This is a genomic window from Microbacterium salsuginis (genome assembly GCF_012524205.1).
GTDB lineage: Bacteria > Actinomycetota > Actinomycetes > Actinomycetales > Microbacteriaceae > Microbacterium > Microbacterium salsuginis.
Genome location: NZ_JABACI010000001.1, coordinates 527,973 through 542,793 on the forward strand (window position 1 = coordinate 527,973; position 14,821 = coordinate 542,793).

A 14,821-nucleotide genomic window follows, 5' to 3' on the forward strand; every position below is an offset into this window, starting at 1 on the left:
GTCGGAGAGCGTGTCGGTCACGTATCGATTCTATTCGCGCCCGAAACCACCCCTGACCGGGAGCGAGGCACCCGGCGGAAAGTCCCAGGGTTCTTAAGCCGTGCGCAAGCGCGGCGACCCCGACTGGGCGGTGCGGCGCAGCGGCAGCCGGGTCGGGCGTCGGTCGGAGTCGTATCGGGCGCCGGCCAGATCCGGCAGGTAACCGGCCGACGAGATGGCCTCGAGAACCGCGTTCGCGAGGGCCTCTGCCAGCCGCTCCCCCGGGCAGCGGTGCGGGCCCGCTCCGAAGGGCAGCCCGGCAGCCCCGATCTCGAGGATGACCTCCTCTCCCACCGCCGCACCGTGGGGTAGCGCCGCGAGCCGCTTGGTGCGGGGAACAGCGGATGCCGGAGTCCGGCCGCTCGCCTGAGCCATCAGCCGCGTCGTGATGAGCGCACCGGTGGCGTCGTGATTCTGGTAGAGCGCAGACGCGCCTTCCACGCCGTGTCGCGCGACGAGGTTCGACACGGCGTCGTCAGCCTCGGGCGTGACCGGTCCGCCGTGACCGATGACCCCGACCATCGCGGCGACGGCCGCCACGACATCGAAATCACCCAGCAGCCGGCCGTCCGCGACGGGGAGGCACGACGCCAGAGCCCTCGTCGGCACGATCGCGGCGATGTCTGCGACGGCGTCGACCTCTTCGCCGTCCAGCAGCATGCAAGTGAGCGTCGTCGCTGCGCGGGCGACGGCATCCGGATCGATCCGCTCGATCGCGTCCACGACCGCAGCCCGGCGCACGGGGTGATCCGCCGGAGAGCTGAATCGCGCCATCGCCGCCCGCAGCTGCAGCGTGGATCCGGCACCCGGCCGCGGCGGGGGGACGAGTGCGGGATCTTCGAGCGCGGCGATGATGGCCGCGGCATCCCGGATCACGACGCTCATCGCGCCATCGCCGCGTTGATCTCGGCGTAGGGTGCCGCGTCGGCCTCGAAGCCGAAGGTGCCCCGGGTCTGCACCTCGTCGAGAGCGCGCTGCACCGCACCGAACGCGGCGCGAGCGAGGGCGCTGCCGAGCGAGATGCGCCGAACGCCCAGGCGGTCCAGCTCGGCGACCGACGGTGTCGCGCCGCCGAGGCCGGCGACCACGTTGACAGGGCGCTCGACCGCATCGACCACGCTTCGGATCTGATCCCGTGTGGCCAGCCCGGGCGCGTAGACCACGTCGGCTCCGGCCGACTCGTACGCCCGCAGCCGTCGGATCGTCTCGTCGAGATCGGGATGCCCGGCGAGGAAACACTCGCACCGTGCGGTCACGGTGAACGGGAACGGGAGTGCCCGCGCCGCGGCGACGAAGACCTCCACCCGCTCGACCGCCTCGCCGATCGGGTACAACTCACCGGATCGCTTCCGGTCCTCGATCGATGCCCCGACGGCTCCCGCAGCCGCCACCGCCTCCACCACCTGGCCGAGCGTGTCGACGGTCGCGGCGAACCCGTCCTCGAGATCGACGCTGAGCGGCAGCGCGGTGGCCGTCGCCAGCTCTGAGACGTGCAGGAGCAGGGCATCGAGCGACGCGTGACCGTCGGGCATCCCGCTCGAGAACGCGTGCCCGGCGGATGTCGTCGCGATCGCGGCGAAGCCGGCGCGCTCCACGAGCCGGGCCGTGCCCGCATCCCACGGGTTGGGCATGACGAACGCGCGCGGGCCGTCGTGCAGCCGGCGGAAGGTCCGGGCGCGATCGTCGATGTCAGAAGGAGTCATGCCCTCCAGCCAACGCGAACCGCGGGCATAATGAAAGCGCAACTCCCTGACCCCACCCATGCATGAAACGCATACACATGATCAGTGACGCATACTCGACGTTCCTGGCTGTTCACGAGGCGGGGACCATCGGCGGTGCCGCGCACGCACTTCACCTGTCGCAGCCCGCCGTCTCGCGGCGGCTGCAGACCCTCGAGGCAGAGGTCGGCGCCCCGCTGTTCGAACGCACCCGGCGCGGCTTGCGCCTCACGTCGGCGGGAGAGGTGCTCCTGCCGCACGCCGAGCGCGTGCGGGCCGCTCACCGCGACGCGACGCAGGCGCTCGCCGATCACCTCGGCGAACCGGGAGGCGCAGTGCGGCTCAGCATCGTGGGTTCACTGGCCGGACGATGGTTCAGCACAGTCCTCGCCAACGTACGGGCGGCGCACCCGGCAGTCGAGCTCATCGTGTCGACGGGGACCTCTCGCCAGGTGATCGCCCAGGTCGCCCGCGGGGATGCCGTCGCCGGCATCTCGTACGTGCGTCCGGTCGACGACGACCTTCGCAGCTGCTCCCTCTTCGACGAACGCCTGGTCCTGGTGTGTCACCCCTCGCATCCGCTGGCGGGTGAGCGCCTCACCGATCTCGAGCAGGTGAAACACGAGCAGTGGCTGCTGTTCCCCGAGCGTGCCGACCAGTCCGAGAGTTCGGACGCGGCCGCCCGCCGGCTGCTGCGCGCGCATGCGGTACCCGAGCACCGGATCCGGCCGATCGACAGCCTCAGCGCGCAGCGGGCGCTGGCCGCGGCGGGGTACGGGCTCGCGTTCCTCCCGCCCGAGGCCGCGGCGGACGCTGTGGAGGCGGGGCAGCTGCGCACCATCGCGTGGGCCGGCGAACCGGTCGGCGCAGCGGTGCATCTCGTGACCCGTCGTTCCGGCTACCTCGGGCCGGCCGCCCAGGCCGCTATCGAGAGCCTGACCGGGACTCCCCCGGCGGAATGAATCGAGCGGATGCCCCGGGCCGGGGCATCCGCTCGATTCTGCGCTCTGCGGTCTGCGTCAGGCACTCTTCTGAACAGCACCTGCGCCGAGGCTGGCCGCGACGACCTCCGCGATCTGCACGGCATTGAGGGCCGCGCCCTTGCGGAGGTTGTCGTTCGAGATGAACAGGACGAGACCCTTGCCCTCGGGTGCGGACTGGTCGGCGCGGATGCGGCCGACATAGCTCGGGTCGTTGCCGGCAGCCTGCAGAGGCGTCGGAACCTCTTCGAGCGACACACCCGGAGCCGACGCCAGGAGGTCACGTGCGCGCTCGGGAGTGATGTCGCGCGAGAACTCCACGTTGATCGACAGGGAATGACCGGTGAAGACCGGCACGCGCACGCAGGTGCCCGCGACGCGGAGGTCGGGCAGCTCGAGGATCTTGCGGCTCTCGTTGCGAAGCTTCTTCTCTTCGTCGGTCTCGTTCCAGCCGTCGTCGACGAGGTTGCCCGCGAACGGGATCACGTCGAACGCGATCGGGGCGACGTACTTCTCGGGCTGCGGGAAGTCGACGGCGGCGCCGTCGTGGACGAGATCGAGCGTGTGGCCCTGTGCGATCACGCCCTCGACCTGGCCGAGGAGCTCCTGGGCGCCCGCCAGACCCGAGCCCGACACGGCCTGGTAGGTCGAGACGATCAGACGCTCCAGGCCGGCTTCGGCATCGAGCACCTTCAGCACCGGCATCGCGGCCATCGTGGTGCAGTTGGGGTTGGCGATGATGCCCTTCTTCGCCTCGGCGATGGCGTGCGGGTTGACCTCACTCACGACGAGCGGAACGTCGGGGTCCATGCGCCACGCGCTCGAGTTGTCGATGACGATCGCGCCGGCCTCGGCGAATCGCGGCGCGTGCGCGCGGCTGCCGGTCGCCCCGGCGGAGAACAGCGCAATGTCGATCCCGGACGGATCGGCGGTGGCGACATCCTCGATGATCACCGTCTGGCCGGCGAACTCGACAGCCGTGCCCGCCGAGCGAGCGGTCGCGAAGAGGCGCAGCTCGCCGATCGGGAAGTTGCGCTCCGCGAGAATCTCGCGCATCACCGTGCCGACCTGGCCGGTGGCGCCGACGACGGCGACGGAGATTCCTGAATCGGAGATGCGGGTCATGGGTGAGTCCTCAGCGTGGGCACATGCGTGGAACGGACGCGCGGGCACCGTCGGACGCGCGGGATCTGCCCGATTCTACCGCCGCGGTATGGCGGTCCGGCCCGCGTTACAGCGGCAGTGATGCGGCATTCTCTGCCAAAACGCCTTCTGGCGCCGCGGTTCAGGACGATGACGGATTGCCGGAGCCGGCAGCATCCGTCCGCTCCAGTTGTGCGGGTCAGCGGCCGGTGCCGGCGTACACGGTGGCTTCCGCATCGCCGTCGAGGCCGTAGGCGCGGTGGACGACCCGCGCGGCGTCGGCGAGGTCGTCGCCGCGCACGACCACCGAGATGCGGATCTCAGACGTCGAGATCATCTCGATGTTGATGCCGGCGATGCTGAGCGCCTCGAACAGGGTCGCCGAGACCCCCGAGTGCGTGCGCATGCCCGCGCCCACGACCGACAGCTTGCCGATCTGGTCGTCGTGGACCAGGTTCTCGAACCCGATCTCGGGCTGGTCGCCGGCGAGGGCTTTGAGTGCGATCGCAGCATCGGTCTTCGGCAGCGTGAAGGAGATGTCGGTGCGCCCGGTGGTCGCGGCCGACACGTTCTGCACGATCATGTCGACGTTCGCGCCCGACTTGGCGACGACCTTGAAGATCTCGGCCGCCTTGCCGGGAACGTCGGGGACGCCCGTGACGGTGATCTTGGCCTGGCCGAGGTCGGTGGCGACTCCGGCGACGATCGGCTCTTCCATCTGTTCTCCCTCTTGGCCGTCGGGAACGCTCATGCCGGGGCCGAGCACGTAGGTACCCACTCCCGAGCTGAACGTGGAACGGGCGTGGATCAGCACACCGTGGCGGCGCGCGTACTCGACCGCACGGATGTACAGCACCTTCGCACCGTTCGCAGCGAGTTCGAGCATCTCCTCGGCCGATACGACACTCAGCTTGCGGGCCTTCGGCACGACGCGCGGGTCGGCGGTGAAGATGCCGTCGACGTCGCTGTAGATCTCGCACACGTCGGCGTCGAGCGCGGCGGCCAGCGCGACCGCGGTCGTGTCGGAGCCACCGCGGCCGAGTGTGGTGATGTCTCGGGTATCGCGGTTGAAGCCCTGGAAACCGGCGACGATCACGATCGCACCCTCGTCGAGCGCCTCACGAAGACGCACCGGCGTCACGTCCACGATGCGCGCGGAGCCGTGGTCGGCGGTGGTGATCATGCCGGCCTGACTGCCGGTGAACGACCGAGCCTCGAAGCCCATCGAGTGGATCGCCATCGCGAGGAGCGCCATCGAGATGCGCTCGCCGCTCGAGAGCAGCATGTCGAGTTCGCGCGGGGCGGGGATCGGCGCGACCTGCGCGGCGAGATCGAGCAGCTCATCGGTGGTGTCGCCCATCGCGCTCACGGCGACGACGACGTCGTGGCCGGCACGGCGCGTGTCGACGATGCGCTTCGCGACCCGCTTGATGCTCTCGGCGTCCGCGACCGACGACCCACCGTATTTCTGGACGATCAGCGCCACGATCAAACTCCCGGAGGTGCCGCGCGTGCGGCACGCGTGTCTGTGAGGGCGGGCGAGAACGGATGCCGCACCCGACGCTCCATCTTACGGATGCGCTCATGCGCGCCCGGCCATGTGACGTGTGCCGCGGGGCGGGGCACCGCTAGCATCCGAGCGTGGAGCAGATCGAAGCGTGGTCGGAGTTCAACGTCGCGATGGTCGGCGCGACGGCGGCGCTCGCGGGACTCGTGATCGTCGCGGCGAGTGTGAACATCGGCGACATCATCAAATCCGCATCCCTCACGGCCCGCCTGGCCGCCGGTATCGCGAGCCTCGTGCTCGCTCTCGCCGGCTCAGCGCTCGGCCTCGTCCCCGGCATCGGCGCACTGCCCTACGGCGTCACGCTGATCGCGCTCGCGCTGTGCGCGGCGGCGTTCCAGGTGCAGGCGACGCGCCGGATCTACCAGCACCGCCACCCTCCGGACCGCCTCAGGTTCGGTAAGTCCGCGGTAGGGTTCGTCGCACCTCTGGCCTACGTCGCGGGAGGCGCGCTCCTCGCGGCGGGAAGCCCGGACGGGTTGATGTGGGTCGCGGCGGGCTGTGTCATCGCGATCATCACTGCGCTGGTGATGTCGTGGATCGTCCTCGTCGAGGTGCTCCGCTGACCCCTGGCCTGCCAGCCGGGCGGGCGGGCGGGCGGGCGGGCGGGCGGACACAACCTCGGATCCGCAGGTGCGGACGCGAACTGCGACACGCCGGCGGGAGGCGACTGACAACGGCGTGTCGCCCGGAAACGCCGCACGTGCGGATCCGATTCTGTGTCCAGGGCACGGCGGGCGCGGGCCGGCAGCCGCGGGTGGCGGGGGTCAGCCCGGGGCGACGGGAGGCAGCTCGGACTCGGCCGGCTTGCGCTCACGGAGAGTGCCACCTGTCGCGGCTAGCCAGCAGCCCGCGATCACGAGAGGGAAGCCCACCAGCAGGCCCGGCGTGAGCGGCTCACCGAGCACGATCAGGCCGAGCACGATCGCGACCACGGGATTGACGTACGTGAACAACGGTGCGCGAACCGGCCCGACGCGGGCGATGAGCGCGAAGAACACGATGAACGCGAGGGCGGTGCACAGCACGGCCAGCGCCACCAAGGCGACCGTGCTCGACACCGTCGGCACCTCGTGCTGCGTCAGGAAGGCGATCGGGGTGTAGAAGATCCCGACCGCGAACAGCGCCAGCGTGATCGAGCCGAGGGCGGGCACATCGCGCAGTTTGGTCGCGATCACGAACGGCGCGATCGCATAGAGCAGAGCGACGAGAAGCACCTCGGCGGCCGCGATGATCCCGCCGCCGCCTTCAATGGCGAGGCCCGGACCCGCGACGATGATGGCGACGCCGGCAAAACCGACGAAGAGCCCGATCGCCCTGGAGGGCTTGAGCACCGAACGATCGCCGCCGCCGAACGCGATGAGAGCCGCGAACAGCGGCACGGTCGCCACCAGCAGACCCGTCAGCCCCGACGGCAGCGTCTGCTCAGCGTGGCTGAGCAGCAGGAACGGCCCCGCCATCTCGATCGCACCGAACGCGAGCACCCAGCCGATCTTCGCGAACGCCGGTCGGAGCGCCTTGCTGCGCAGCGCGAACGGCAGCAGGATCACAGCACCCAGCAGCGTGCGTCCTGCCACCACGGCCGCCGGCGAGTACGAGTCGACCGCCTGCTTGATGAACAGATACGGGATGCCCCACAACAGCGCCATCGCCGCGAAGAGCAGCCACGCGCGGGCGTCGAAACGCTGCAAGGGGTTCATGCCCGGGCCCTCATACCGACCGTCGGCCTTCGAAGGCGCGGCCGAGCGTGACCTCGTCGGCATACTCGAGGTCACCGCCCACCGGGAGACCGGACGCGAGGCGGGTGACCGAGATCTCGAGCGAGTGCAGGAGCCTGCTCAGGTAGGTCGCGGTGGCCTCGCCCTCCAGATTGGGGTTCGTCGCGAGGATCACCTCCTGCACGGTGCCGTCGGCGAGGCGCTGCATGAGCTGCGTGATGCGCAGATCGTCGGGGCCGACGCCCGCGATCGGGCTGATGGCGCCGCCGAGGACATGGTAGAGCCCCCGGAACTCCCGCGTCCGCTCAATGGCGGCAACGTCCTTGGCGTCCTCCACGACGCAGATGACGGTCTGATTGCGCCGGGGATCGCGGCAGATGGAGCACCGGTCCTGCTCGGTGACGTTGCCGCACACCTCGCAGAAGCGCACCTTCTCGCGCACGACGCTGAGCAGCTCGGCGAGATGGGACACGTCGAAATTCGGGGTCTGCAGGATGTGGAACGCGATGCGCTGCGCCGACTTCGGGCCGATGCCCGGAAGGCGGCCGAACTCGTCGATGAGGTCCTGAACGATGCCGTCGTACATGCTCAGTTGAACCTCGTCGGCGGCTCGTACGGCTCTTCACGCACGAAGGTCGCGTGGAGCATCTGGCGCACCACCGCCTCGCCGTACCGCTGCACGCCGTTGGTCCGTGCAGCCGGCCCCGGGCGAGACGCCGGATCCGCGGCGGTCGCGGTGATCGGGTTCAGCGGCGGAGCGACGGTCGGGGGCACCGGCGCATCGCGCGCGATATCCGCGGGCACATCGAGGTCATCCTCTTCATCGCTGTCCGGCGTGAGCGACGGTGCGATGTCGGCCTCGCTCAGCACCTCGCCTTCGCGGACGGGCGCGAGAGTGGCCACGCGGACGGAAGCCGACGAAGCGGCATCCTCCGGTTCGTCGTCCACGGCGAACTGGCTGGGCGCGGGCGGTGTCGCAGGCCCGCTCGGATCGTCGGGCACCGCCGCGGGGCCAGGGTCGGGAGGCGGAGCATCGGCATCCGACGGGATGCGTGCGACTGCCCACTCCGTCACGGGCGCGGCCGAGGCGGCTGACGTCGGCGCCGGCGGCCGCGAGGCCGAGGTGGTTGCCCGCGGTGCCGCGGATGCGGGAGCCGCTGAGGTGCCTCCGGCACGCGTCGACGACCCCGCAGTCGAGGCAGCGGGCGACGCGCCGGGGGCGGATGCGGCCCCCGCCGCGTCCGCCATGGTCTTCGCCGGTGCCGGTCGCGCGCCCGCACCGCTGTTGCCGGGGCCGGGTCCTCCGTCGACGCCGGGGGCGCCTCCGCTCGGCCCGCCGCCGGCGTCGTGGCGCGCGATGTACTTCACGCGGATGCCGAGCACGGCCAGGATCGCCTGGCGCAGGTCTTCGCTCGGGCCCTTTCCGGCGGCCAGCTGCTTGAACTTGGCGACATCGCCCTGGCTTGCGAACGCGAGTGTGAGCACGTCGCCCTCGAGCGACACGATGCGCGCGCCCGACGCGAGCATCCACGACGACCGACTGATGTCCTCGAGCCTTCCGAGGATCTGCTGCCACGCCTCGTGCATGCGCTCGAGCGTGATCGGACCCGACGGCACGGGTACCGATGGGGATGCCGGTTCCTCGGCCGCGGGCGACTCGTCACGGCGTGGCACGCCTGTGTCGGGGGCGGTCGCGCGTTCGGTGACCGGGCTCGGGGCCTCGGACGGAGTCGACGCAGCGGCTGCGGCCGGGGCCGGGACCGGGGCGGGCTGGGCAGGAGCGGACGCGGGCCGGGTCGCCGCGGGCGCGTCTTGCGAAGGCGCCGCACCGTGCGAGGACGGGACCGTCCCTCGCGCCAGCACGCGAGCGACCATGAGCTCGAGCTGCAGCCGCGGCGACGTCGCGCCGGTCATATCGTCGAGCGTCGCGATCACGAGGTCCGCGATGCGCGAGAGCCGTGCGGTGCCGAACAGGTCTGCCTGACCCTGCATGCGCGCGAGGTCTTCGGCCGAGATGCCGCGCAGCACCGCTGCCGCACCCTGACCCGTGGCCGACACGACGATGAGGTCGCGCAGCCGCTCGAGCAGGTCGTCGACGAAGCGGCGCGGATCCTGGCCGGTCTGCACCACGCGGTCGACGGCCGCGAAAGCCGCTGCCGCGTCGGTCGCGGCGAAGGCGTCGATCACCTCGTCGAGCAGCTCGGCGTGCGTGTACCCCAGAAGCGCGACGGCGCGCGCGTATCGAACGATGACGGTGCCCGTCGTCCCGTCGTCGGGCACGGCGGCCGAGTCGGAGCCGGCGATCAGCTGGTCGAGGAGCGACAGCGTGTCTCGGGGCGAGCCCCCACCCGCGCGCACCACGAGCGGAAGCACGCCGGGCTCGACCTCGACGCGCTCCTGCTCACACAGCTGCTCGACGTACTCGAGCATCGCCGCGGGAGGTACCAGCCGGAACGGATAGTGGTGGGTGCGCGAGCGGATCGTGCCGATGACCTTCTCGGGCTCGGTCGTGGCGAAGATGAACTTGACGTGCTCGGGCGGCTCTTCGACCAGCTTGAGCAGGGCGTTGAACCCCTGGGGCGTCACCATGTGCGCCTCGTCGAGGATGAAGATCTTGAAGCGGTCGCGTGCGGGGGCGAACACGGCTCGCTCGCGCAGGTCGCGGGCGTCGTCGACGCCGTTGTGGCTCGCCGCGTCGATCTCGACGACGTCGAGCGATCCGCCGCCGCCGCGCCCGAGCTCGATGCAGCTGTCGCATTTTCCGCACGGGGTGTCGGTCGGTCCTTCGGCGCAGTTGAGGCAACGGGCGAGAATCCGCGCTGACGTGGTCTTTCCGCATCCACGCGGACCTGAGAACAGGTACGCGTGGCCGACGCGATCGCTCCGCAATGCGGTCATGAGCGGCTCGGTGACCTGCGACTGGCCGATCATCTCGCCGAACGACTCGGGCCGGTAGCGGCGATAGAGGGCGGTGGTCACCCCCACAGCCTACGGCGTGGCTGTGACATCAGACTCGGGCATCCGGCCGGCCGCCGGAGTCGTCCGCGATGACCACCGGCATGGCACTCGCTACGCATCGGCGCCGTGCTCAGTATCCGCCACGCCCGCGATGATCGGGATCGACGAAGTGACCGTCGGCACCGAAGCGGACAGCAGCGATCCGTCCTCGCGGCGGGCCTCGCCCAGCTCCTGCAGGCTGGGTCTCCCTGCGATGACGGGACCCTGCCCGTCGAGGGCGACCACGACCTCCTCGCCCGGGCCGACGATGTACCCGGTGCCGCGCACGCTGAAGCCCACGGGGTCGCCGTCGGCATCGGCCCTCAGCCGCAACTGGTCGCGCGTGATCGTGATCTCGAGCCTGGTCCCGTGCCAGTGCAGCACGTACTCGAGTGACGGCCACGAGACCGGCAGACGCGGGTCGAAGGACAGCTCGCCGAAGTGATCCCGCATACCGCCGAAGCCCGAGACCAGCGCCGTCCACACCCCACCGGCCGATGCGACGTGGACGCCGTCGGCGGCATTGTGGTGCAGGTCGGCGAGGTCCACGAAGATCGACTGACGGAAGTACTCCAGCGCGAGGTCCTGGTATCCCACCTCCGCGGCGAGGATCGCCTGGACCACGGCCGAGAGCGTCGAGTCGCCCGTCGTCAGCGCGTCGTAGTACTCGAAGTCGGCGAGCTTGTCCTCGTCCGAGAAGTGGTTGCCCTGCAGGAACAGGGCCAGCACGACGTCGGCCTGCTTGAGCACCTGATAGCGGTAGATGACCAGCGGGTGGAAATGCAGCAGCAGCGGGCGCTTGTCGGGCGGGGTGTTCTCCAGATCCCAGATCTCGCGCTCGAGGAACACGTGATCCTGCGGATGGATGCCGAGGGCCGGACTGAAGGGGATGTGCATCGCCTCCGCGGCGCGCTCCCACCCCTCTTCCTCACCCGGCTCGAGGCCCAGCCGGTCCACCATCTCGCGGTAGGCCTCGCCGTCGGCCTCCGCCATGTCCCGGACGGTCCGCGCCGCGAAGCGCAGGTTGAACCGGGCCATCACGTTGGTGAACAGGTTGTCGTTGACGACGGTGGTGTACTCGTCGGGGCCGGTGACGCCATGGATGTGGAACGACTCGCCTTCGCCGTCGACCACGCCGTCGCTGGAGCGCCAGAATCCCAGCGTCGCCCACAGCCGGGCCGTCTCGACGGCGATGTCGACCCCCTCCCGGAAGAGGAACTCGTCATCGCCGGTGGCGCGCACGTACTTCGCGAGCGCATAGCTGACGTCGGCGTTGATGTGGTACTGCGCCGTGCCGGCGGCGTAGTAGGCGGATGCTTCCTCGCCGTTGATCGTGCGCCACGGGAACAGCGCGCCGGCCTCGTTCAGCTGGAACGCGCGACGCCGGGCGGCGGGCAGCATGAGGTACCGCATCCGCAGCGCGTTCCGCGCCCACAGCGGCGTCGTGTACGCGAGGAACGGGAGCACGTAGATCTCGGTGTCCCAGAAGTAGTGGCCCGAGTATCCCGACCCCGTCATGCCCTTCGCCGGGACGCCCAGGCCGTCGGCGCGGGCAGTCGCCTGCGCGAGCTGGAAGAGGCACCAGCGCGTCGCCTGCTGGAGGTCGTCGTGGCCGCCGATGCGCACGTCGGAGCGGTTCCAGAAGCCGTCCAGCCACACCCGCTGCCGCTCGTAGAGACGTGCCACGCCCTCGCTCATCGCGCGATCGAGGGTGCGACGACCCCGATCGACGAGCTCGCGAGCGGGCACGCCGCGCGAGGTGTGGTAGCTCACCAGCTTCGTGACGCGGACGGGCACCCCGGACTTCGCCTGCACGCGGAACACGTTCTTGGCGATGTCGGGCTCGACGAGGGTGCGCGCGGTGTACTCGTTCTCGGTCTCGACGATGTGATCGGCGACCACCGCGAGCGTCATCCCCGATTCGGTCACCCGGTACGACAACGCCGAACGCAGCTTGTCCTGCCAGTACTCCTGAGCCTGCAGGACCCGCTCTTCCAGCTTCTCCCTCTTGCGCGGATCGAAGCCGGCCTTGCGCGGCACGGTCGGCGTGCCGCCGTAGACGTCCTCGCCGTCCTGCCGGTTGATGATCTGACAGTTGATGGTGACCGGGGCGTCGGCATTGAGCACCGTCACCTCCACCGACATCAGCGCGAGGTGCTTCTCCTCGAACGACACCAGCCGCTCGAAATCGATGCGCACGTGCTTGCCCGACGGAGTGACCCACACGATGCGGCGGCGCAGCACGCCCTCACGCATGTCGAGGACGCGCTCGTACTCGCGCACGTCCGCGACGTCCAGCGACAGCGGCTCGTCGTCGACGTACACGCGCATGACCTTCGCGTCGGGCGCGTTGATGATCGTCTGCCCGACCTCGGCGAATCCGTACGCCTGTTCGGCGTGACGGATCGGGAAGGTCTCATGGAACCCGTTGATGAACGTGCCGTGCTCGTGCGCGAACCGCCCTTCCGGGTGATTGCCGCGCAGCCCGAGATAGCCGTTGCCGACGGCGAACAGCGTCTCAGTGACGCCGGCGTCGTCCAGACCGAACGACGTCTCGACGAGGCGCCACGGGTCGACGGGGAATCGGTCGCGATCGATCATCGTACGAAGTCCTCCAGGTCCTGCACCACCACATGGGCTCCCGCGTCCACGAGATCCTGTTCGCCGACTCCGCGGTCGACGCCCACGACGAGCCCGAAACCACCGGCGGCCGCGGAGCGCACGCCGCTGATGGCATCCTCCACCGCCGCGCTGGCCGCCGGATCCACCTGCAGCATGCGCGCCGCCTCGACGAACACGTCGGGCGCCGGTTTGGACGCCAGATGGTCGCGCTCGGCGATCACTCCGTCCATCACGACCGTGAAGCGGTCCCGGATGCCGGCCGCCGCGAGCACCTCCTCGGCGTTCTTCGAACTCGACACGACCGCGACGGGGGTCCCTGCCGCGGCGAGCGCGTCGAGCAGACGGAGCGATCCGGGATACGGCGCGATCCCCTCGGCCCGCAGCACGCGCTCGAACACCGCGTTCTTGCGATTGCCGATGCCGCAGACCGTGTCTGCGGTGACGGGGTCGGACGGGTTACCCCAGGGCACCTCGACATCGCGTGAGCGCAGCAGGCTCGCGACACCGTCGTAGCGCTTCTTGCCGTCGAGATAGTCGAAGTAGTCGCGCTCGGTGTAGGGCGGCGTGATGTCCCACGCCGCGAAGAGCTCTTCGAACATCGACTGCCACGCGTGCATGTGCACTTCGGCGGTCGGGGTCAGGACGCCGTCGAGGTCGAACAGCACAGCGTCGTATGAGCTGAGATCGGGCAGGGCGTCGGGTGCCACAGAACCTCCGGGGAACGAGTACGGGTCGTGGGTCGGCTCGCCTTCGTGCCGCCAGGCAAGCGTAATGTCATGGGGCGCCGGGCCGACACCCCGCAGCCGGTTACGGGCGTGCGACGCTCAGCGTCTGACGCGCGATCTCGAGCTCCTCATCGGTCGGGACCACGAGCACCGTCACGGTCGAGGCATCCGTCGAAATGATCCGGATGCCGCGTGCGCGCGCCTCGTTGCGCTCGGGGTCGATCTGCACGCCGGCGAAGCCGAGCGTCTCGAGCGCGGCGGCACGCACCAGCGGTGCATTCTCGCCGACGCCGGCGGTGAACGAGATGACGTCGGCACCGCCGAGCTGCGCGAGATAGGCGCCCGCATAGGCGCGCAGCCGGTGGACGTACACGTCGAACGCGAGCCGCGCGTCCTCGTCGCCTCGTTCGATGCCGGCCTGGATGTCGCGCAGATCGTTGGAGCCGGCGAGCCCGAGCAGTCCGCTGCGCTTGTTGAGCAGATCGTCGAGTTCGTCGATCGACATGCCGGCCCGCCGCGCGAGGTGGAAGAGCGCTGCCGGATCGATGTCGCCCGATCGCGTGCCCATCACGAGGCCTTCGAGCGGGGTGAAACCCATCGAGGTGTCCACCGATCGGCCACCGTCGACGGCGGTCACCGACGCCCCGTTGCCGAGGTGGAAGACGATCTGCTTCAGCTCGTCGAGCGGGCGACCGAGGAACGCCGCCGCCTCTTCTGCGACGAACTTGTGCGACGTGCCGTGGAAGCCGTAGCGGCGGATGCGGTGGGCTGCCGCCACCTCGCGATCGATCGCATACGTGTACGCCGCCGGAGGCAGGGTCTGGTGGTAGGCCGTGTCGAACACCGCGACGTGGGGAACGTCGGGGAACGCCTTCTTCGCGGCAACGATGCCGGCGAGGTTCGCCGGATTATGCAGCGGCGCCAGCACCGACAGCTCGTCGATGTTGATCTCGACGAGCGGGGTGATGAGCGTCGGCTCGAAGAACCGCGCGCCGCCGTGCACCACGCGGTGGCCCACGGCGATGGGAGCGTGCTCGGTGAGGGACGGACCGTCGGAGGCGAAGGCGTCGAGCATCACCTGAAAGCCGGCAGTGTGGTCGGGGATCGGCAGCTCGCGCGAGCGCGTCGCGTCGAGGAAGGTCGGCGCCGGACCGTCGGTGGGCTGCGCGTACACGGTGTGGCTGGCGACGCCGTCCGGGGCGCCGATGCGCTCGACGAGTCCCGACGCGAGGGTGGACGCGGTGTCCATGTCGAGCAGCTGATACTTGAACGACGACGACCCGCTGTTGATCACCAGGACCGGTGTCATGCG

General features: G+C 70.1%; 12 protein-coding genes. 2 read left to right on the forward strand and 10 right to left on the reverse strand.

The window, feature by feature from the left end:
• Nucleotides 1-93 precede the first annotated feature (93 nt).
• Nucleotides 94-924 (reverse strand): cytochrome P450, encoded by an 831-nt coding sequence (locus HF576_RS02575; RefSeq protein ID WP_168911206.1) that lies wholly within the window; start codon nucleotides 922-924, stop codon nucleotides 94-96.
• Nucleotides 921-1,742 (reverse strand): isocitrate lyase/PEP mutase family protein, encoded by an 822-nt coding sequence (locus HF576_RS02580; RefSeq protein ID WP_168911207.1) that lies wholly within the window; start codon nucleotides 1,740-1,742, stop codon nucleotides 921-923. Before HF576_RS02580 ends, HF576_RS02575 begins: the two co-directional genes overlap by 4 nt.
• A 77-nt stretch (nucleotides 1,743-1,819) precedes the next feature.
• Here HF576_RS02580 and HF576_RS02585 point away from each other — a divergent pair, with 77 nt between their 5' ends.
• Nucleotides 1,820-2,722, forward strand: a complete 903-nt coding sequence (locus HF576_RS02585) for a LysR family transcriptional regulator (RefSeq protein WP_168911208.1) — start codon at nucleotides 1,820-1,822, stop codon at nucleotides 2,720-2,722.
• A gap of 57 nt (nucleotides 2,723-2,779) precedes the next feature.
• Here HF576_RS02585 and HF576_RS02590 read toward each other — a convergent pair whose 3' ends face one another.
• On the reverse strand, nucleotides 2,780-3,865 hold the full coding sequence (locus HF576_RS02590; protein ID WP_168911209.1) for an aspartate-semialdehyde dehydrogenase: 1,086 nt from the start codon (nucleotides 3,863-3,865) through the stop codon (nucleotides 2,780-2,782).
• A gap of 217 nt (nucleotides 3,866-4,082) precedes the next feature.
• Entirely contained in the window at nucleotides 4,083-5,369 is a 1,287-nt protein-coding gene (locus HF576_RS02595; RefSeq protein WP_168911210.1) for an aspartate kinase, read from the reverse strand.
• 155 nt (nucleotides 5,370-5,524) lie between these two features.
• On the opposite strand from HF576_RS02595, the gene HF576_RS02600 reads away from it, so the two are divergent.
• Entirely contained in the window at nucleotides 5,525-6,013 is a 489-nt protein-coding gene (locus HF576_RS02600) for a hypothetical protein (RefSeq protein WP_168911211.1), read from the forward strand.
• Between the two features lie 201 nt (nucleotides 6,014-6,214).
• Here the strand turns inward: HF576_RS02600 and HF576_RS02605 are convergent, their stop codons facing one another.
• From HF576_RS02605 to HF576_RS02630, 6 genes are all read right to left on the reverse strand, one after another.
• On the reverse strand, nucleotides 6,215-7,147 hold the full coding sequence (locus tag HF576_RS02605; protein ID WP_168911212.1) for a DMT family transporter: 933 nt from the start codon (nucleotides 7,145-7,147) through the stop codon (nucleotides 6,215-6,217).
• 10 nt (nucleotides 7,148-7,157) lie between these two features.
• Nucleotides 7,158-7,751 carry a recombination mediator RecR gene (recR, locus tag HF576_RS02610; RefSeq protein WP_168911213.1) on the reverse strand — a complete coding sequence of 198 codons (594 nt, stop codon included), beginning with the start codon at nucleotides 7,749-7,751 and terminating at the stop codon, nucleotides 7,158-7,160.
• 2 nt (nucleotides 7,752-7,753) lie between these two features.
• Nucleotides 7,754-10,144, reverse strand: coding sequence for a DNA polymerase III subunit gamma and tau (locus HF576_RS02615; RefSeq protein ID WP_168911214.1), 2,391 nt, complete (start codon nucleotides 10,142-10,144; stop codon nucleotides 7,754-7,756).
• A gap of 90 nt (nucleotides 10,145-10,234) precedes the next feature.
• On the reverse strand, nucleotides 10,235-12,763 hold the full coding sequence (locus tag HF576_RS02620) for a glycoside hydrolase family 65 protein (protein ID WP_168911215.1): 2,529 nt from the start codon (nucleotides 12,761-12,763) through the stop codon (nucleotides 10,235-10,237).
• Complete coding sequence (locus tag HF576_RS02625) at nucleotides 12,760-13,491, reverse strand: beta-phosphoglucomutase family hydrolase (RefSeq protein ID WP_168911216.1); 732 nt, start codon at nucleotides 13,489-13,491, stop codon at nucleotides 12,760-12,762. The genes HF576_RS02620 and HF576_RS02625 overlap by 4 nt, the downstream gene beginning before the upstream one ends.
• 100 nt (nucleotides 13,492-13,591) lie before the next feature.
• Nucleotides 13,592-14,818, reverse strand: coding sequence for an acetate/propionate family kinase (locus tag HF576_RS02630; RefSeq protein WP_168911217.1), 1,227 nt, complete (start codon nucleotides 14,816-14,818; stop codon nucleotides 13,592-13,594).
• Nucleotides 14,819-14,821: the final 3 nt, after the last annotated feature.

What these genes read in the sequence shown, in the direction of transcription:
- HF576_RS02575 (WP_168911206.1), bottom strand. Translation starts at nt 924, where the DNA reads ATGAGCGTCGTGATCCGGGATGCCGCGGCCATCATCGCCGCGCTCGAA.
- HF576_RS02580 (WP_168911207.1), bottom strand. Translation starts at nt 1,742, where the DNA reads ATGACTCCTTCTGACATCGACGATCGCGCCCGGACCTTCCGCCGGCTG.
- HF576_RS02585 (WP_168911208.1), top strand. Translation starts at nt 1,820, where the DNA reads ATGATCAGTGACGCATACTCGACGTTCCTGGCTGTTCACGAGGCGGGG.
- HF576_RS02590 (WP_168911209.1), bottom strand. Translation starts at nt 3,865, where the DNA reads ATGACCCGCATCTCCGATTCAGGAATCTCCGTCGCCGTCGTCGGCGCC.
- HF576_RS02605 (WP_168911212.1), bottom strand. Translation starts at nt 7,147, where the DNA reads ATGAACCCCTTGCAGCGTTTCGACGCCCGCGCGTGGCTGCTCTTCGCG.
- recR (WP_168911213.1), bottom strand. Translation starts at nt 7,751, where the DNA reads ATGTACGACGGCATCGTTCAGGACCTCATCGACGAGTTCGGCCGCCTT.
- HF576_RS02620 (WP_168911215.1), bottom strand. Translation starts at nt 12,763, where the DNA reads ATGATCGATCGCGACCGATTCCCCGTCGACCCGTGGCGCCTCGTCGAG.
- HF576_RS02630 (WP_168911217.1), bottom strand. Translation starts at nt 14,818, where the DNA reads ATGACACCGGTCCTGGTGATCAACAGCGGGTCGTCGTCGTTCAAGTAT.